This is a genomic window from Nonomuraea cavernae, from assembly GCF_014646355.1.
Classification (GTDB): Bacteria; Actinomycetota; Actinomycetes; order Streptosporangiales; family Streptosporangiaceae; genus Nonomuraea; species Nonomuraea cavernae.
Map to the genome: position 1 here is coordinate 1 of NZ_BMNH01000038.1, position 18425 is coordinate 18425.

18 protein-coding genes are annotated in these 18425 nt (G+C 69.5%); 8 read left to right on the forward strand and 10 right to left on the reverse strand.

The features are described 5' to 3' along the window. Nucleotides 1-244: 244 nt before the first annotated feature. Entirely contained in the window at nt 245-781 is a 537-nt protein-coding gene (locus IEY82_RS35125; protein ID WP_189128598.1) for a ferritin-like domain-containing protein, read from the reverse strand. Nucleotides 782-1189: 408 nt separating this feature from the next. On the opposite strand from IEY82_RS35125, the gene IEY82_RS35130 reads away from it, so the two are divergent. Then, complete coding sequence (locus IEY82_RS35130; RefSeq protein ID WP_225263917.1) at nt 1190-3064, forward strand: ABC transporter ATP-binding protein; 1875 nt, start codon at nt 1190-1192, stop codon at nt 3062-3064. Nucleotides 3065-3124: 60 nt separating this feature from the next. On the opposite strand, the gene IEY82_RS35135 is transcribed toward IEY82_RS35130, so the two are convergent. Then, a complete protein-coding gene (locus tag IEY82_RS35135) occupies nt 3125-4696 on the reverse strand; it encodes a hypothetical protein (protein ID WP_189128599.1) in 1572 nt (523 codons plus the stop codon). A 208-nt stretch (nt 4697-4904) separates the two neighbouring features. On the opposite strand from IEY82_RS35135, the gene IEY82_RS35140 reads away from it, so the two are divergent. Then, the gene (locus tag IEY82_RS35140; RefSeq protein WP_189128600.1) at nt 4905-6014 is read left to right on the forward strand and encodes an alkaline phosphatase PhoX; all 1110 of its coding nucleotides are present in this window, start codon (nt 4905-4907) and stop codon (nt 6012-6014) included. A gap of 9 nt (nt 6015-6023) precedes the next feature. Continuing rightward, nucleotides 6024-6872, forward strand: a complete 849-nt coding sequence (locus IEY82_RS35145; protein WP_189128601.1) for an SGNH/GDSL hydrolase family protein — start codon at nt 6024-6026, stop codon at nt 6870-6872. A gap of 17 nt (nt 6873-6889) precedes the next feature. Here the strand turns inward: IEY82_RS35145 and IEY82_RS35150 are convergent, their stop codons facing one another. From IEY82_RS35150 to IEY82_RS35160, 3 genes are all read right to left on the reverse strand, one after another. Beyond that, entirely contained in the window at nt 6890-8071 is a 1182-nt protein-coding gene (locus IEY82_RS35150; protein WP_189128602.1) for a PucR family transcriptional regulator, read from the reverse strand. Between the two features lie 154 nt (nt 8072-8225). Then, complete coding sequence (locus IEY82_RS35155) at nt 8226-8666, reverse strand: GbsR/MarR family transcriptional regulator (RefSeq protein ID WP_189128603.1); 441 nt, start codon at nt 8664-8666, stop codon at nt 8226-8228. After that, nucleotides 8663-9466 (reverse strand): alpha/beta fold hydrolase, encoded by an 804-nt coding sequence (locus tag IEY82_RS35160; RefSeq protein ID WP_189128604.1) that lies wholly within the window; start codon nt 9464-9466, stop codon nt 8663-8665. Before IEY82_RS35160 ends, IEY82_RS35155 begins: the two co-directional genes overlap by 4 nt. 83 nt (nt 9467-9549) lie before the next feature. Between IEY82_RS35160 and IEY82_RS35165 the strand changes: the two genes are divergently transcribed. Continuing rightward, on the forward strand, nt 9550-10230 hold the full coding sequence (locus tag IEY82_RS35165; RefSeq protein WP_189128605.1) for a dienelactone hydrolase family protein: 681 nt from the start codon (nt 9550-9552) through the stop codon (nt 10228-10230). Here IEY82_RS35165 and IEY82_RS35170 read toward each other — a convergent pair. Then, nucleotides 10227-10649 (reverse strand): carboxymuconolactone decarboxylase family protein, encoded by a 423-nt coding sequence (locus tag IEY82_RS35170; protein WP_189128606.1) that lies wholly within the window; start codon nt 10647-10649, stop codon nt 10227-10229. The genes IEY82_RS35165 and IEY82_RS35170 overlap by 4 nt on opposite strands. 235 nt (nt 10650-10884) lie before the next feature. Between IEY82_RS35170 and IEY82_RS35175 the strand changes: the two genes are divergently transcribed. The 4 genes from IEY82_RS35175 (at nt 10885) to IEY82_RS35190 (ending at nt 14797) form a co-directional block, all read left to right on the forward strand. After that, nucleotides 10885-11304 carry a nuclear transport factor 2 family protein gene (locus IEY82_RS35175; protein WP_189128607.1) on the forward strand — a complete coding sequence of 140 codons (420 nt, stop codon included), beginning with the start codon at nt 10885-10887 and terminating at the stop codon, nt 11302-11304. A gap of 177 nt (nt 11305-11481) precedes the next feature. Further along, nucleotides 11482-11778 (forward strand): chorismate mutase, encoded by a 297-nt coding sequence (locus tag IEY82_RS35180; RefSeq protein WP_225263915.1) that lies wholly within the window; start codon nt 11482-11484, stop codon nt 11776-11778. 158 nt (nt 11779-11936) lie between these two features. Continuing rightward, nucleotides 11937-12731, forward strand: a complete 795-nt coding sequence (gene ppk2 / locus IEY82_RS35185; RefSeq protein WP_189128608.1) for a polyphosphate kinase 2 — start codon at nt 11937-11939, stop codon at nt 12729-12731. A 41-nt stretch (nt 12732-12772) separates the two neighbouring features. Further along, nucleotides 12773-14797 (forward strand): ATP-binding protein, encoded by a 2025-nt coding sequence (locus tag IEY82_RS35190; RefSeq protein WP_189128609.1) that lies wholly within the window; start codon nt 12773-12775, stop codon nt 14795-14797. A gap of 54 nt (nt 14798-14851) precedes the next feature. On the opposite strand, the gene IEY82_RS35195 is transcribed toward IEY82_RS35190, so the two are convergent. The 4 genes from IEY82_RS35195 to IEY82_RS35210 are packed head-to-tail and all read right to left on the reverse strand — an operon-like array spanning nt 14852 to nt 18283. After that, nucleotides 14852-15775 carry a LysR family transcriptional regulator gene (locus IEY82_RS35195; RefSeq protein ID WP_189128610.1) on the reverse strand — a complete coding sequence of 308 codons (924 nt, stop codon included), beginning with the start codon at nt 15773-15775 and terminating at the stop codon, nt 14852-14854. Between the two features lie 11 nt (nt 15776-15786). Further along, the gene (locus IEY82_RS35200) at nt 15787-16929 is read right to left on the reverse strand and encodes an NAD(P)/FAD-dependent oxidoreductase (protein ID WP_189128611.1); all 1143 of its coding nucleotides are present in this window, start codon (nt 16927-16929) and stop codon (nt 15787-15789) included. Beyond that, nucleotides 16926-17114 (reverse strand): ferredoxin, encoded by a 189-nt coding sequence (locus IEY82_RS35205; protein ID WP_189128612.1) that lies wholly within the window; start codon nt 17112-17114, stop codon nt 16926-16928. Before IEY82_RS35205 ends, IEY82_RS35200 begins: the two co-directional genes overlap by 4 nt. Further along, nucleotides 17111-18283: a cytochrome P450 gene (locus IEY82_RS35210; protein WP_189128613.1), complete on the reverse strand. Its 1173-nt coding sequence runs from the start codon at nt 18281-18283 to the stop codon at nt 17111-17113. Before IEY82_RS35210 ends, IEY82_RS35205 begins: the two co-directional genes overlap by 4 nt. Nucleotides 18284-18425 lie beyond the last annotated feature (142 nt).

The window sequence follows — 18425 nt, forward strand, 5'->3', positions numbered from 1 at the left end:
GTAAGACCAGACCGGCCGCGCGTCAGCGCGGCCAGGGCGGCACGGTCGGCGAAGCAGGTAGCCACAGAAGTGCCGCCTAAGCGGCACAGGCTGAATCCTCGGCCTTCAGGCCGGGGAGCGCGTCAACGTCTCCGCCTCGACCGGAAGCCGCCCGACCTCGACGACCCCCGCCCGCCGTCCGCCGCCCACCTGGTGGTCTCACTCGAACGACCGGAGGAGCCCCCGGTGCCGCCGTCGAGGTGAGTCACGCGGAGGGGATGCGTTCCAGGAGGCTCTGCATGTCGTCGGCGTGCTCCTCCTCCTTGGCGAGCAGTTCCTCGAACACGCGCCGGGTGGTGATGTCGCGGTCGCCCAGCCACTGGATGATCTCCGTGTAGCTGGCGACCGCGATGCGTTCGGCGACCAGGTCCTCCTTGATCATGTCGATCAGGCCGAGGCTCTCGTCGTACTGGGAGTGGGCGCGGGTGGTCAACGTGTCGGGGTTGAAGTCGGGCTTCCCGCCCAGCTGGACGATCCGGGCCGCCAGCTTGTCGGCGTGCTGTTGCTCCTCGCCGGCATGCTCCAGGAACTCCTGGGCCACGGACTCCGACTGGATCCCGGAGGCGGTGTAGTAATGGCGCTTGTAGCGCAGGACGCAGACGAGTTCGGTGGCCAGGGCCTCGTTGCACACCTGGATGACGCGTTCCAGGTCGGCGCCGTACGCGTCGGTGATGGGGCCCTTGTCGATCTCGGCGCGGGCGCGCTCGCGGATGGTCTTGATGTCGGTCAGGAACTCAGCCATGTCGGCCTCCTGCCCACTGGGTGGCTGAAGACGCGCCTTGGATGACAAAGAGCGGTCACTTCCGGCCTCGGGGCAAACGTCGCGAACGGCCTTCCAGAGGCTGTTACTGGTCGGTAATTAGCCGTGTTTAATGTTCAACCAAAGTCGCCATCCCCGCTGGTGGCGGCAGTTGCGGGCGAAGGCGGCGCGCGGGGCCGGTTATGGCGCCTTCTGTATGGACCGCGTCGAAGATTGTTTGCAGGCCATTTACCGCTAATGCGCAACCGGCCTTTCTTCCTGGGGCCGCCGGTCAAGTCTCATTTAATCGGGCCGATTAGTAGTGATTTGTGTCCTTATGGGTGCTAGCGTCCTTTTTGGAAAGATCCTCACCACTGGAGGAGGAGAAATGGCTCGCAACGGATTCCAGGCATGCGGTTGGAGGCGTGGCTGCGGATGCCGCCGACGCCGCTGGTGCGGAGGCGGCTGTGGCTGCGGATGGCGCCGGCGGTGGTGGTGGTAGCAAGAACACGTGAGAGCCGGCGGGTCACCCGCCGGCTCTCGTTCTCGCCGTCCGGCAGGGGAGACCGCGCGCCGCTCGCGCCGGCGGTCACTCTGCGCCGGACCTTCCGGGAGTTCTGGCCCGGGACTCGCGGCCTGCGCCGGCTGTTCGCGGCCGGCGCGGTGTTCGCGATCCTGGCAGCGCTCTGCGAGGTCGCCGCGATCGGCCTGTTCGGCCACATCACCGACGAGGTGCTCACCACCAGGAACCTGGCGGCCTTCTGGGCTCCCGCGTCCATGTGGCTCGGGCTCGCCGCCGTCGCCGGCCTCGCCTCCTTCGGGGGTACGTACCTGACGGCCCTCGGCGCCGAACGCTTCCTGCTGAAACTGCGCGACCGGGTGTTCGCGCACGTCCAGACGCTGACACCGGACTATTTCGAGAACCGGCGGCTCGGCGACCTGATGGCCAGGCTGACCGACGACATCGAGGCCATCGAGGAGCTCGTCGGCTCCGGCGTGGTCAAACTGATCACCACGGTCGCCAGCGTGGTCTTCTTCGCCGGTGCCGCGTTCTACGTCCGGTGGGACCTCGCGCTGGTCACCCTGGCGCTGGTCCCCGCGTTCCTCCTGGTCTCGAAGATCTTCGCGAGCAGGTTCAGGACGGCCGCCGCGCGCGAGCGCCGCAGCAACGGCGCCATGAACAGCGTCATCGAGGAGAGCCTGGCCAACCAGCCGCTGGTGCAGGCCTACAACCGTCAGAACAACGAGTCGGTACGCCTGAACCGCGAGGGCCAGGGCTGGCTGCGGGCCAACCTGTCACAGGCCTGGCTGTCCGGCATGTACGGCCCCCTCGTCCAGGTGCTCGAAACCGTCTGCCTGATCATCGTCCTCGGCTTCGGCGCCTGGCAGATCGCCCAAGGACGCCTCACCCTGGGCGGCCTGCTCGCCTTCGCCGCCTACCTGGCGATGCTCTACCCGGCGGTGCAGAGCCTGGGGCAGATCGCGCTCACCGTGTCGGAGGCGGCGGCGGGCTCCGACCGGGTCCTGGAGATCCTCGACGCCCGGCCGGCCGTCACCGACCGCCCCGTCGCTGTGCCGCTCATCTCCCGCAGCCGCGGCCGCGTGGAGTTCGACGACATCGGCTTCACCTATCCGAACCGCAGGAGGCCGACCCTGTCACACCTGTCCTTCGTCGCCGAACCCGGCGAGCTCATCGTCTGCACCGGGCCGAGCGGATCGGGCAAGTCCACGCTGACCAAGCTGCTGCTCAGGTTCTACGAGCCGAGCGCGGGGCGCATCCTGCTGGACGGCGTCGACATCCGCGACGTGACCCGGGCCTCGCTGCGGGAGAACGTCACGATCCTGCACCAGGAGAGCATGCTGTTCTCGGGCAGCGTGCGCGAGAACATCGCCTACGGCCGCTCCGGCGCGTCGCTCGACGACGTGATCAGGGCGGCGGAACTGGCCGGGGTGCACGACTTCATCTCCACGCTGCCGCGCGGCTACGAGACTCCGCTCGGCCAGCGCGGCCGGCTCGTCTCCGGCGGCCAGCGGCAACGCATCGCCATCGCCAGGGCACTGCTGCGCGACGCGCCCGTCCTCGTCCTCGACGAGCCGATGACCGGGCTGGACGAGGCGACCGCCGCCCGTGTCATGGCGCCGCTGCGGCGGCTCATGGCCGGCCGGACCACGATCCTCATCACGCACGACCTGCGCCACGTACCGGTGGAGGCGCGCCGGATCGTGCTGGAGCCGACCCGGCGCGTGGACCGCATCCGGATCCGACGCCTCGGCGTCCCGGTCTGAGCACCGCCCGGCAGACGGGGACCGGCCTGAACACTGTCCGGTCCCCGCGCCGGGCAGGAGTCAGGGGGCTGCCTGGGTCATCCACCAGCGGTCGGAGGAGCGCCGCACCTGTTCGAGCGGCACCTCCACCCGGGTGCCCGGCGGCGTCTCCCCGCCGAGCCCGGTCAACCGGCGCACCATGGCCCTCCCCATGCGGCTGTGCGGCATCGTGAAGGCCAGCCTGTCGACGCCGGCGGCTCGCAGCTCATGCCAGAGCCGCAGCGCCGTTCGCACGGCGGCATGCTCCCCCCGCCTGTCGGGCCGGATCACGAAGACGCTCACGTCACAGGTGCCGGGCTCGGGCCGATGGAGCCGGGCGGCGATGACACCGATCAACCTTCTGTGCCGGTCCCTGTGTGCGGGCCTGTTGACCACCAGCAGCACGCGCGTGGCCGCACGCTCTCCCGTGAGAATCTCGCGCAGGACATCTCGTTCGGCATGCTCGCCCGCGGCGTCCAGAGCGGCGATCATCGACAGCATCTCGGGCTCGTCGTACGGCTCGTAGTCCCGCACGATGTGTCCGTTGTTGTGTTCGATCTCCAGGTAGGCATCGTCCGCGCAGGGCGCATGGGGCGGATGCCGCCGGGTGCAGCGCGGGTCCCAGTGGAACGCGTAATGGATCAGCGAAGCGGCCAGGCCGGGATGAGCCGCCGCCCAGATGTCGTCGAACAGGAACCACTGCCGGTGGCCGAACGGCTCATCGGTGTGAACGCACATCTGGGCCAGGTGGTCGCCGACGTGGATGAGCGAGCGGCCAGGGTCGCGACCGTACGCCGGGGTGAAGCCGTCAAGCAGGCGCAGCGCCCGCGCGTGTGCCCGCGGGTGCGGATAGGCCAGCGCCGCCCGGCGACGCCGGTGAACGCCGATGATCTCGTCCTCCGTCGTCGGCCATCTGTTGCGGCGCTCCAGCGCGGGGCCGATCAGATCTTCGCCCGGGGCCGTCAGTGCCCGTAGTGCCAGCATCTCGCCGCTCCAACGCTCAGGGTCAGCGTCACTCTCGCGCAGGGCCGTCGCCAGCTCCGGCAGCCGAACGCCGGGGAAGGCCGTGGACCGAACCCCGCCCACGCTCCGATCGCCGTCTTCGAAATCGAGGACGACCGCGTACGTCACCCCGTCGCCTCCTTCGCGGCCGAGGTCGACGGTGTTGGGGGACACCGGAGGCTCGAAGGGCCGGCCCGGGCCGTCCGCGGCATCCGGCAGGAGCCGCCCCTGGTGAACCGGATACGACCAGCGATCAGGCTCCGCGGACACGAGCGCGTCGTCCACGAAGTAGTACGCGAGTTTCACCTCGTCGTCGTTGGTGAGGACACGGACGCTGTGGTCGTCCACGCGCAGGTCTTCCTCGTAGTGGAGGTGATGCCGCATCAGCCGGCGCAGGTCGGCCATGCTCGTGGGCGCGGGCTCTCCGGTCTCGAAGACGCTGTAAAGGCCATAGACGTCCGCGCCGAGCTCGCGACGCACCCACTCATGGGCGTCCTCCCGAGCGGCCTCGTCCCAGGAGCGGCGAAACCAGTCGAGGACGGTGACACCGGGAAAGTGCCGAGCGTGCTTGCTGAGCGGGCCGGCGTACCAACTGCGATAGACGAAGTGCATCCGCGTCCTGTCCTCGGCACGTTTGCCGCGATCCTGGCAGATCGCTCCGACATTTCCCCGGTTCCTTGACGTCGGACGCTCACAGCCGCCGGGCGGCTATGTGATGGGTCACAAGAATGGCCGCCGCGATTTACCGCGCCGCCCAATTCACGGACGGGGGGCGGCGACGGATGGTGTGGGAGAACTCCACTGATCACGGGAGATTCCCATGGAGCGACGCACCTTCCTCTTCGCCATGTCCGCCGCCGCCTTCTCGGGTTCGCTGTGGCAGGCCGCGGCACCCGCCTGGGCCGGAGTGAGTCCGTACGGACCACTCGGCCCGCCCGACGCCAACGGGATGGCCCTGCCCGCCGGCTTCACCAGCCGGGTCGTGGCCCGCACGGGCCAGTCGGTGGGCGGCATCCTGTGGCATCCCGCCCCCGACGGCGGCGCCTGCTTCGCCAACGGCACCGGCTGGATCTACGTGTCCAACTCCGAGGTCCCGCTGATCGGCGGCGCGTCGGCGCTGAGGTTCCGGGCCGACGGCTCGATCGAGCGGGCGTACCGGATCCTCAACAACACCAACATCAACTGCGCGGGCGGCGCGACGCCGTGGAACACCTGGCTGTCGTGCGAGGAGATCTTCCGCGGCCGGGTCTACGAGACCGACCCGTACGGCGTCCGCTCCGCCCAGGCGCGCTCGGCGATGGGCCGGTTCAAGCACGAGGCGGCGGCCTGCGACCCCGACCACCAGGTCATCTACCTCACCGAGGACGAGAGCGACGGCTGCCTCTACCGGTTCCGCCCCAACACCTGGGGTGACCTGTCCAGCGGCCGGCTCGACGTGCTGTGCGAGGGCGTCGTGTGGCGTCAGGTCCCCGACCCGTCGCCCGGCGTGTTCGAGCGGCAGACCCGGCACCAGGTGAGCTCCGCCCTGCACTTCGACGGCGGCGAAGGCTGCCACTACGCCGCCGGCGTCTGCTACTTCACGGCCAAGGGCGACCGCAAGGTCTGGGCGTACGACGCGGTCGCCGGCACGCTCTCCGCGATCTACGCGGGAGGAGGCACTCTCGACGGCGTCGACAACATCACCGGCACCCGCGGAGGCGACCTCTACGTCGCCGAGGACGGCGGCAACATGGAGATCAACATCATCACTCCGGACCGGATCGTCGCACCGGTCATGCGGCTCGACGGTCACGGCAGCTCCGAGATCACCGGTCCCGCGTTCTCTCCCGACGGCTCGCGCCTGTACTTCTCCTCGCAGCGCGGGACCAGTGGAGAGACGGCGGGCACGGGCGGCGTCACCTACGAAGTCACCGGCCCCTTCCGACGTTAGGGAGTCACCATGTTCCGCCGATTAACGCTCCTCGCCACCTCCTGCCTGCTCGCGCTCAGCCTCACGCCCGTGGCGCACGCCGCCGCCGCCGAGTCGTACGTCGCCCTCGGTGACTCGGCCGCCGCCGGGCCGCTCATCCCCAACCAGATCCTGCCCGAGCTGGGTTGCTTCCGCTCCGACCGCAACTACGCCCACCTGACCTCGCAGAACCTCGGCGGCTCCCTGAAGGACGTCACCTGCTCGGGAGCCAAGACCAGGCACATGTACGAGTCGCAGGAGACCGACCTCGGCTCGGTGCCGCCGCAGCTCAACGCGCTGTCGTCGAGCACCAGCCTGGTGACCGTGCACATCGGCGCCAACGACGTCGGCCTGACCGGCTTCATCGAGGACTGCCTCAACCTGCTGCTGCCCGGCGACCCCTGCAACGACGACTACCAGCAGAACGGGCGCGACTCCTGGCGTGACGCCACCGACGCGCTCCGGCCGAAGATCGACCAGGTGATCCGCGACATCCGGGCGCGTGCCCCGCAGGCCAGGGTGTACGTGGTCGGCTACGCCACCTACGCGCCGGTCAACGGCTGCTGGCCGAGGGTGCCGGTGTTCAAGGCCGACGCCAACTACATCCGCGCCACCATCGCCTACTTCAACCTCATGCTCGCCCAGCAGGCCGCGGCCCAGGGCGTGGGCTTCATCGACCTGCAGACGCCCAGCGAGGGCCACGACCCGTGCAAGTCGTCCGGCGTCCGCTGGATCGAGCCGTACATCCCGACGACCCCGGCCACTCCCTTCCACCCCAACGCGCTCGGCATGCGCAACTTCGCGACCATCGTCACCGCGGCCGTGCGCGCGGCCGTATAAGCCCGTACAGCACGAGGTCAGCGTCCTCTGGCGCGGCGCGCGGCCAGCGCCGCGCCGATGGACTGCAGATCCGCCGGGTCGACCGGGTCCAGCCCGGTGAGGCTCACGGCCCGGCGGAGCCGGTAGTCGACCGTGTTGGGGTGCACGTGCAGCAGCTCGGCCGTACGCCTGCGGTCCAGCCCGGTCTCCAGGTAGACGGTGAGGGTGCGCAGCAGGTCGGGGTTGCCGGTCAGCGGGTCGAGCAGCCCGGCCAGGTGCTCCGTCGCCTCGCTCGGCCGGGTCAGCTGATACTCCAGCAGCACGTCGGCCAGCCGGTAGAGCCCCGGCGGATGCTGGAAGAGCTGGACCACGTCGAGGACCTCCTGGGTCAGCCGGGCGGCGTCCGCCACACCCTCCGGCGGGACGACCTCGCCCGCGGCCCGCACCTCCACCCCGGCCGCCTCGCCCATCCCGGCCACCAGAGCCTCGGCCGAGCACCAGTCGAGGTCGGGCACGAAGATCAGCCCGCCGCCCGGATCCAGCAGTGACAGCACCGGCTCGGCGGCGAACTTCTGCACCGAGTCGCCGATCCGGCGCAGCTTGCGCCGCCCCGCCACCGCCCCCGACCGCTCGTCGGGGTGGAAGCCGAACGTCACGCTCAGCACCAGATAGCGGGCGGCGAACCGGATGCCGGCCGTGGCCAGCGGCTCGCCGCTGAGCAGCGCCGAGACGGCGGCGTGCCGGGCGTGCTGGTCCTGGCTGACCAGGCTCTCGCGTTCGCTCTGGTAGGCGCCGCACACGGCGGCCGTCACGGACTCGATGTAGCGGAGCATCAGCCGGCCGGCGTCCAGCGCGTCGGGCAGATCCTCCTGGCAGGCGTCGGCGAACACGTGATCCCAGATCCGGCCCGCCCCCAGATGGTAGGCGGCCAGGATCGCCTCGACCGGCACGCCCTCCTGCGCCCTGCGCGCCGCCGACCTGCGCAGCGGCTCCAGCTCGGCCGAGGTGGGCGCCCGGCGGTCGCGGAACATCCGGGCGACCAGCCTCAGGTTGTGCACGGTGATCCGCTCGATGTCGCCCGCGATCTCCTCGGCGGGTAACTGGCGGTAGACGGGGATCTCCTCGACGAACGAGCGGACGAGCTCCCGGGCCAGGCTCACCGCCTTCCGGTCCAGGAGTTCGTGTACGGCCCGCCCGGCCAGGGTGAGCGCTTCGGCCATCGTCGCTCCCGAAGGTCGTTCTGAAGGTCGTTGCTTACGCCCATCCAGTAAGGCAGAACCACGACTCCCCGTCACGACCCAGGTAAGACCAGGACTCAACCCACAACCCCGGACATATCTGGCAAGCGCCGACGAACTCGTTCACCCGGGCCCCTCAGGAGGGTGGCTCGCGGTGCCGCGCGAGCATGTCCTCGCCGACGGCGACATAGCTCTCGAACAGGCCGACGACGCTGTCCAGCCGTTCGCGCGTCGCCGGGCTCCTGGCCAGCTCGCGGCCCTGCCGCAGGGTGCCGATGAGGGTGCGGGCCCGGGCGTGGCTGGCCTCCAGGAGCGACTCGATCCCCCCGGCGGCCTCCACGACCAGGCGGCGACTGCCAGGCCGTGGGATGGTGCGGGCCAGGCCCCACGACACGAGCTGTCGCACGGCGGTGCTGACCGCGCCCTTGCTGAGGCGCAGCTCCGCGCCGATGGCGTCCAGCGAGAGGGGCTCGTCCGTGACGAGCAGCAGCCCGTACACGCGGCCGGTCGCGTGCGGCAGGTTCCACGACGCGAGGAGATCGCCCACCGCGGTCACGAAGCTGTCCGTTTCGCTCATGATTCAAGCTCCGTACGGAGAAACGCCAGGATCGCCGAATTGACCGCGTCGGGCGCGTCCAGGGTGACGAGATGCCCCGCGTCCGGGATGACCGTCTCCTGCACCCCCTCGGTGCGGGCCCAGCGGGGCATCGCGGTCGCGATGTTGCCGGTGCGGTCGCGTTCGCCGCGGATCAGGCAGAGCGGCACCGGAGTCCGGTAGGCCGGATCGGGATCGACCAGCTCCACGGTCGCCCGCCACACGGCCAGGAACTCCCGCTTCGGCAACTGCTCGAACGCCCGCCGCGCGTACGCCCGTCCCTGTTCGGTGGCCGCCGAGGCGTTCGCCATCAGCGCGGGGAGCCGTCGCGCCGGGATCACGGACAGGGTGGGCAGCGCGGCGCTGAGCAGGACGCGCTCGGCGCGGCTGAGCGGGCCGGTGTTGCACGTCGAGTCCATCACGATCAGTCCGCGGGCCAGGCCGGGCCGCCGCCGCACGACGGCCTGGGCGAGGTTGCCGCCCAGCGACTGCCCCGCCAGCACGGGCCGCGCCAACTCCAGGTGGTCGAGGAGCGCCACCAGGTCGCCGGCCGCCCGCTCCGCCGTGAACGGCGCGCCGCCCGGACGCGACCGCCCATGCCCGCGCAGGTCCCAGGTGACCACCCGGTATCCGTGACGGGCCAGGTGCTCGGCCTGCGACCGGAACATCAGTTGGTCGGCTCCCGCCCCGTGCGAGAACACCACGGGAGTGCCGTCGCCGCCGGTGTCCCAGTAGCGGAGGTCGCATCCCGCGACTGTCAGGCTCGCCTCTATATTCAGCATGTACTAAATATAGTGAATAAATCGGGAGGCGTACGCTGGGGGCATCACAGCAGGTCACAGGGCTGACAGCGAGGTGGGCAAGGGTGGAAGAGAGCGTACGGGTGCACGTGGCCGACGCCGTTCTGGAGGCCGATCTCGCCGTGCCGGCGGACCCCAGGGGAGTGGTGCTGTTCGCCCACGGGAGCGGCAGCGGCCGCCACAGCCCGCGCAACCGTCACGTCGCCGGGCGTCTCCAGGCCGCCGGGCTGGCCACGGTCCTCGCCGACCTGCTCACCCTGGCGGAGGACCGGCGCGACTCCCTGACCGGCGAATACCGCTTCGACATCGACCTGCTCGCCGGCCGGATGACCTGCCTGACCAACTGGGCCGAGGCCGACCCCCGCCTCACCGGCCTCGGCATCGGCCTCTTCGGCGCCAGCACCGGCGCCGCCGCCGCGCTCGTGGCCGCCGCGCACCGTCCCGACACCGTCCGCGCCGTCGTCTCCAGGGGCGGCCGTCCCGACCTGGCCGAGGACTCCCTCGTCCGGGTGGAGTGCCCCACCCTGCTCATCGTCGGCGGCGACGACCCGATCGTCATCGACCTCAACCGTCAGGCCCAGCGCCGGATGCCCGGCGAGACCCGGCTGGAGATCGTGCCCGGCGCCACCCACCTGTTCGAGGAGCCCGGCGCGCTCGACCAGGTCGCCGACCTGGCCGCCGACTGGTTCGTCAGCCACCTGCCTCCCCTGCCCGGCGACCTCACCCAGGAGGGCCAGGCCGGTTAGAGACGCGGGGGCGCCCCGCGCCCCGCGGTGGGGTCCTGCTCGGGGGAGGGACGGTCGAAGAACGGGGGCTCGCCGGCCGGGAGGGGGGTGCGGAAGGCGCTGAGTGACAGGACGAGGGTGTCGTAGTAGCCGACGAGGACGACGAGCTCGTACAGCATGTGCTCGCCGAGGTCGGCCGTGGCGCGCGCGTAGAGGGCGTCGTCAAGGGAGCGGTCGGTGAGAAGGGCCCGGCAGACCGCCCGGAGGGTGCGCTCGGTCTCGTCGAAGGTGACGGCGTCGGCCCCGGTGGAGAGGGCGGCCAGCTCTTCCTCGGTGAGCCCGACCCCGCGGCCGACCCGTTCGTGCGCGTACCACTCGAAGTCCGCGCGTTGTTCCGGAGTCAGGGTCGTGCGTTCATGCCAGGGGATGCGTCCGTGCATAGGGCCTCTCCTGGCACCAGCGACATGTGTCATACAGACGACGAAGCTAGCAGGCGCGGGTGACCCGGACGCCGCGCGGATGGGGAGCGACCCCGACGATGATGCGAAACATTCCTCAGATCCACGTATGCGGTTGTCTGTCATGAATCCTGTTACCTGAGAGGTAATCGCGCCACGTGGGCGTATTGGAAAGGATGTGATCTCACCGCAGGTCCTGATCGGGAGGAAATACCCCATGTCTACGCGCGAGGTCGTCGAAGAACTACTGCGTCGGATCGGCGACGGCGACTCCGAGCGCATCGCCGAGATGTACGTCGAGCACAGCGACTGGAAACTGGACTGGCCGGAGGCCGAGCACGGACGCGCCGCCACGCCATGGATCCGGCACCGCGCCACCCGCGCCGACGCCGCCGCCCACTTCCGGCAGATCGCCGAGCACCACGTGCCCGAAGAGGCGGGCACCGTGATCGAACGCGTTCTCGTGGACGGCGACGACGCGGTCGTCCTCGGCGAGATCCGCCAGACCGCCCGCTCCACCGGACGTGCCTACCGGTCAAGGTTCGCCCTGCACCTCACGGTCGAAGACGGCCTCGTCACCCGGCACCACATCTACGAGGACAGCCTCGCCGTCGCCCAGGCCTTCGACCGGCCCTAGGCGTCGCCGAAGACCTCCCAGACCTCCAGCAACTGCCTGCTGACCGGGTCGTACGCGACCTTGGCCAGGGTGTAGTGGAACCGCACCGCCGGTGGTGGCGGCGAGCTGGCGCAACATGGCGGATCCCCCGTTCCCCGAGTACTTTGTGAGCCTTCCCCTGAGCACGAGGAGAGCCTGGTGTCCGAACCGACCAGCCTGGCCGAGGTCCGCGCCCGGATCGACGCGCTCGACGGCGAGCTGATCCGCCTCCTGGCCGATCGGCAGGCCCTGGTCCGGCGAGCGGCCGCGTTCAAGAAGGACGAGCAGGCCGTACGCGCTCCCGGCCGGGTGGAGCACGTGGTCACGGCGGCCCGCGAACGCGCCGCCGGCGCCGGACTGTCCCCGGACGTGGCCGAGAGTGTGTGGCGGGCCATGATCGACGCCTTCATCGAGCTCGAACTGACCGAACACCGGGCCGCCGGCGCCCCAGGCTGATCGCGCTGTTCGTCAGCGCGGGTGATGACCCCGACCGATGCAGCCGATCAGCGTGGCCGGGCATGACTGTGAGTCCCGACGCGCCCACGTGACGGCGGGCCGATCACCGCGCATCCTGGTACTCACCAGCCGCGAGGCATCAGGGAGAATCGATCCGCATGGCTGTCCAGAAGCTGAGGCGCAAGCCGTACGAGAAGGAGCTGCTTCGCCTGCAGGCGGAGCTGGTCAAGGTGCAGGAGTGGGTGCGTGCCGAGGGGCAGCGGCTGGTCGTGCTCTTCGAGGGCCGTGACGCCGCCGGCAAGGGCGGCACGATCAAGCGGGTCACCGAGTATCTCAACCCCCGGATCACCCAGATCGTCGCCCTGCCCGCGCCGACCGAGCGGGAGCGGACGCAGTGGTACTTCCAGCGCTACGTGGAGCACCTGCCGGCCGCCGGGAACATCGTGCTGTTCGACCGGAGCTGGTACAACCGGGCGGGCGTCGAGCGGGTGATGGGATTCTGCACACAGGACGAATACACCAGGTTCCTGCACCAGTGCCCCATCTTCGAGCGGCTGCTGGTGGAGGACGGGATCCTGCTGCGCAAGTACTGGTTCTCGGTGAGCGACGCCGAGCAGGAACGCCGCTTCCGGGCCAGGCTGGACGACCCGATGCGGCACTGGAAGCTGTCGCGGATGGACCTGGAGTCGATCACCCGCTGGGAGGAGTACTCGCGGGCCAAGGACGAGATGCTGATCCACACCCACATCCCCGAGGCGCCCTGGTACGACGTGGAGAGCGAGGACAAGCGCCGGGCCAGGATCAACATGATCAGCCACCTGCTGTCGACGATCCCGTACGAGGAGGTCGAACGGCCGTCCATGGAGATCCCCGAACGCCCGCCGAGCACCGGCTACCGGCGCCCGCCGCGAAGGCTGGACACGTCCGTCCCGGACGTGACGACCGGCCTCTGACGCCGGCCGCGTGGCTACTCCCATCCGGGTCTCTCACGGTGATGACGGAGGCCGTCACAGCACCTCGACCCGCCCGCGAACCGATCATCTTTCGCGCGATTTCGCACGTCGTCTGGGATAGTGGCCGTGTGCCAACCGTTCACATCGAGGCTAAACCCGACCATCTGCTGCGACTTGCGAAGCAGCGGGACCCGGTAGGCGCGGTCGCGGAGATGATCTGGAACGCCCTGGACGCGGAAGCGAGCCTCGTCAGCGTCGACCTCGAGGTCAACGAGCTGGACGGTGTGGAGTCGGTTCGGGTCAGTGACAACGGCCATGGCATGCCGAATGCCTCCTGCGCCAACTACTTCGGAGGTCTGGGCGGATCCTGGAAGACCACCGCCAAGGTGTCCCCGGAGCTGAAGCGCGGGCTGCACGGGCGCAGCGGGCAGGGCAGGCTCCGCGCGTTCGCGCTCGGCGAGCAAGTGCGTTGGGTCACGGTCGCGAAGGCGGCAGACGGCCGGATCGAACGGACGGTGATCAGCGGAGCAGTCGACAGGCCTGCCGATTTCGACATCTCCGAACCGGAATACGTACGAGAGCCATCCGGGACACGGGTGGAAGCGTCGGTCCCGGCGGACTTCGTCACCCGCCTGACACAGGACGACACGGCTCAACAGCTGGCCTCAACTTTCGCGCCATTCCTGGCGGCCAACCTCGAGGTGCGGATCGTCTATCAGGGCACGGTCCTTGATCCGGCCACGGTGTGGACTGACATGGCCGAGTATCCGGTGCCCTGGCCGGACGCGGACGGTCACCCAGAACCGGTGCTGCGCGTCATCGAATGGCCGAAGGACGTCGGCCGGGTGCTCGCTCTCTGTGATGCCAACGGTGTGGTTCTGGACGAACTATCGCCCGGGATCCAGGCGCCCGGCTACCACTTCACGGCGTATCTGCTCTGGGACGGCTTCGTCGAGCGGCGGGACGATCTCCCGTTGGCGGAGATGGACGAGATCGGTCCTCTCCTCGCCCTCGCCCGCGAGACACTGCGTGCGCATGTCAAGAGACGCGACCAGGAGCGCAGGGCGAGGCTCATCCAGGAATGGAAGTCCGAGGGCGTCTATCCATACTCCGAGGAGCCCGCCGAGCCGGCGCAGGCGGTCGAACGCGAGATGTTCGACGAGGTGGCTACCAGGATCTCCCGGCGCCTGCCGGGCGTGACGCAGAGCAAGAAGACCACGCTGCGACTCCTCCGCGAGATCATCTCGCGCGACCCGAGTGGGCTTTATCCGGTGCTGGACGAACTGTTCCGGCTGCCCCAGTCGGAACAGGAGGAACTCAAGCGGATCCTGCAACGGACCAGCCTGTCCGAGGTGATCAAGGCCACTGGGCAGGTGAGTGACCGGCTCGACTTCCTGGCCGCCTTGAAGCGGCTTGTGTTCGAGCCGGAGATCAGCCGGACCGTCAAGGAACGGAGCGAGCTCCACAAGATCCTGGAAAGTGAAACCTGGATCTTCGGCGACGCCTACGCCTTGATGGTCAGCGACCAGAGCCTGGATGCCGTGCTGGTGCGCCATCTCAAGGAGCTGGGGCGCGAACTGGAAGATGGCCGCCTGAATCCGGTCCGTCGTGAGGATGGCAGGACGGGCGTCGTCGACCTCCTGCTTGGCCGAGCACATCGCGGAAGCGCCGGACGCGAACACCTTGTGGTCGAACTCAAGGCTCCCAAGGTCAAGATCGGCCAGGCCGAGGTTGCTCAGATCAAGAGTTACGCGGAGGCGATCGTCAGCGATCCGCAATTCCGCGACGCCCGCGTTGCCTGGGATTTCTGGGTCGTCTCAACCGAGATGGCGGACATCGTCAGGCGGGATGCCAGCGCACCGAACCGCCCTCCGGGCTGCATCGCGGAGTGGGAGGGAGGGGTGCGCATCTGGGCCCGTACGTGGAGCGAGATCATCGATGACTGCGAGGAACGGCTGCACTTCTATCGGGAGCATCTGAACCACGACCCTGCCGCGGAACACGCGGTCGAATATCTTCAGCGGGTCCATGGCGAGCTCGTAACGGAGTCAATCGCGGCGAACTGATCCCTAAGAAGCGTGGCTCGCATTACTTCCCGGAACGGGTGGATCAGGCCGGCATCAGAGACCCGTCGCGACGTCGAACAGCAGCGCCCGAAGCCATTCGATGAAGTGCTGGTCAGCCAGCCGAGGGTTCCAGACCATGTCGATCCCGAGCCCGGGAAGCGGGAACGGGAACTCCTCGATCCGCAGGTCGGCGAGGGTCAGCATGGTGGCGGCGACCTGGTAGCGAAAGAGGGCGACGCCGCCCGCGCGGGCGACCAGGAAAGGCACCAGCAGAAAGTCGGAGACCAACTGGCCGACCCGGTAGGGGATCCCCTTCTCCTCCAGCACCGCATAGGGGAAGACCCGCCCATCGGTGTCGACGACGATGTGCGGCTGGGTGGTCAGCAGGTCGAGCGCGTTCGCGTCCGGAGGAGTGTCCGGTGAGGCCACCACCACAATGCGGTCGTCGTAGAGGCGCTCGCGTGGATACGGCGAGTAGTGCCCCTCGGAGATCAGCACGACGTCGACGCCCTTGTCGGTGAAAGTCGCCTCGGTCGGCACCGTGATCGTACGGATCCGCAACGTGGCGCGAGGGGCATGTTCGGCGATGAGCCGCGCCAGTCGAGGGCCGAGGACGAACGCCGTGCTGTTGGTCATGGCGATCGTGATGACGCGCTGATCCGTGGCGGGGTCGAAGGAGGGGAAGTTCACGATGTGTGCCGTCTGTTGCAGGGCACTGCGCAGCGGCGCGATCAGCTCCTGTGCTCGCGGGGTCAGGGTGACGCCTGCCCCCTGCCGGACGACGAGGTCGTCACCCAGCAGCCGCCGCATTCTCGTGAGGGCGTGGCTCATCGCCGGCTGTGACAGCCCGACCCGTTGCGCCGCCCTGGTCACCGAACACTCTTCCAGGAGCGCGAGGAGGGGCACCAACAGGTTGAGGTTGACCGATGCCAGCCGGTCCAACCCCGAACCTGTGACGTCCTCTCCGTCGTGTCCCATCGAGAAGAACCCTACGCGGCGGCCTGACTCATACGACGCAGCCGGGGAATCGCGACCCGGTAGTTGAGCGCCGCGGCCACACCGGCCCCGTCATCGTGTGACCAGCGCATCAACGCCGGCCCGCCACCGGGCTCTCCCTCGATGTACGTCGGTTCGCCCTCCAGCGGCAGATAGCCCACCGCTTTGAGGCTCAGCCCGAACTGCTCGGTCCAGAAGTACGGCTGGAACCGCAGCGGCGGCGCGTCGTGGCCGTGGACCAGTGCCCGGGCGGCGACCTTCGCCTGCTCGATCGCGCTGCTCCAGAGGGGGATGCGGCGCAAGCCGTACGGGGTGGGGAAGGCCGCCAGGTCACCGACGGCCGCGACGTCGGGCCGGACCAGCCCGTGTGAGTCGACCGGGATGACGCCCTGCGGCGCGAGTCCCGTGTCCGCGAGCCATTCCGTGTTGGGTACGTCGCCGACGGCGGTGATGATCATTTCTGCCTCGCGGACCGCGCCCTCGTCAAGGACGACCCGCGCACTCCCCTCACGCCGTTCGAGCCGGGCCGACCCGGTCTCGACGATGGTGAGTCCCTGGTCCAGCGCGGCCCTGACGAAGACGCCGGCGAGGTGGGGGCCGAGCTGGACGATCAGCGGCACGCCCTGGGAGACGAGGGTGACCTGACAGCCGGCGGCCAGGCACCCGGAGGCGATCTCCATGCCGAGCGGGCCGCCGCCCACCACGATGACCGACGGTGTGGCCGCCAGCCGGCCCCGCAGGGACAGCGCGTCGTCGAGCCCGCGCAGGGTGAGCTCCTCGGAAAGACTGGACAGCCGTCGCGCCCGGGAGCCGGTGGCCAGGACGACGCGGTCGTACGGCAGGGCCGTGCCGTCGTCGAGGCTGACGAGCCGGCGATCGAGGTCGAGTGCGGTCGCGCGTACGCCCAGCAGTTCGGTCGCCCCGTGGCCGGTCGGCGGAAGCTCGTGCGACGACACGTCGTCGCCGTCGAGCAGCAGCGCCTTCGACAAGGCCGGGCGGCTGTACGCGGGGCGCGGCTCGTCGCCGACGATGGTCAGCTCGCCGTCGAAGCCGGCCTCGCGGAGCGTGTCGGCCGCGGTCAGCCCGGCGATCCCGTTGCCGACGACGACGACGCGGTTGATGGCGCCGCCACTCATGCGATCCTCAGTGCCGCGACCGGGCACACGCGGACGGCGGCGTTCGCCAGGGCGGCGTCGGCCTCGTCGATCTCCTCTCGGTCCAGCACGAGCTCGCCGTCGTCGTCGAGGTGCATGAGCCGCGGCGCGGCCTCCTCGCACAGGCCGTGACCCTCACAGCGGGGGCGGTCGACAACGATCCTCACGCGGGGATCACCTCCAGGACGGGGAGCTCCTCGATGCTCCGGGTGATGTTGCTGGGAACACGGACCTCGGGCCCGACGACGAGGCGCTTGGCGCGCCGGGAGAGCGCTTCGATCACGGCGTGAGCCTCCAGGCGCGCGAGTCCCTGGCCCGCGCAGCCGTGGGGGCCGTAGCCGAACGACAGATGGTCGACCGGATTGCGCTCGACGAGGAAGGCGTCCGGGTTCTCGTAGTGCCGGGGGTCGCGGTTGCCGGCGCCGAGCAGGACCGCGATCTGCGCGCCCGCCGGGATGACGGTCCCGTCGATCTCGACGTCCCTGGTGGCGCGCCGGCCCCAGGCGTTGACGGGAGGCCAGAAGCGCAGCACCTCGTTGAACGCCGCCGGCACCAGCGACGGGTTCTCACGGACCAGATCGAGCTGATCGGGGTGCGCGGCGAAGAGCGCGACGACGTTGCCGATCGCCGCCACGGTGGTGTCGACACCGGCGCCGAGGTACTGGTGGATGATGTGACCGGCCGTGTCCGGCGGGATGGCGCCCCGCGCCTCGGCGTCGAAGATGCCGCGGCCCACGGACCCTTCGGCCAGGTCGGACGCCTTGACCTGGGAGCACCAGGCGTAGAGCTCCCCGGCGATCGGGAAGCTCTCGGCCGTGCGCTGGTTCATCGGACCGATGACCTGCATGGCGGCCTGTCCCCAGCGCAGCATGTTGTCGCGCACGTGGCCGGTGAAGCCGATCAGGTCCGCGACGACCTCCAGCGGGAAGGCCCGCGCCAGGGCGTCGATGGCCTCGAAGGAGCCCTTCTCGACGAGCTCGGCGACGAGAACGTCCGCCTTCGCCTCGATCCGGCCCTTGAGCCCGCGCAGCGCACGCGGTGAGAGGTTCTCGGTGAGCGTGGCGCGCAGCTGGGTGTGGACCGGCGGATCGGACGCGAGCGAGGTGCCGGTGAGCGCCTCGTTGGCCATCGGATTGAACGCGATCGAGGTCGAGGAGAACGACTCCCAGTCCATGAGCGCGTCACGGATGGCGGCGTAGCGCGTCAGCGCGTACACATCGTTCTTCAGGAGGTGGACGACGGTGCCCTGCTCCCGCAGTTCGGCGTAGACGGGGTACGGGTCGAGGACGACCTCGTCTGCGAAGAGGTCGACGTCGGAGGTAGGCGGGGTGGTCATGCCCTCAGTGAAGTGGCTGACCTTACATCGAGCAAGTGAATGTTTTACATGCTGTTACATGCGCGACATGCATGCGTCATGGAACGGCGCCCGCGTCGACGCGCCCGCGTGCGCGGGATCGGTGGTTGTTTGATCCATTCCG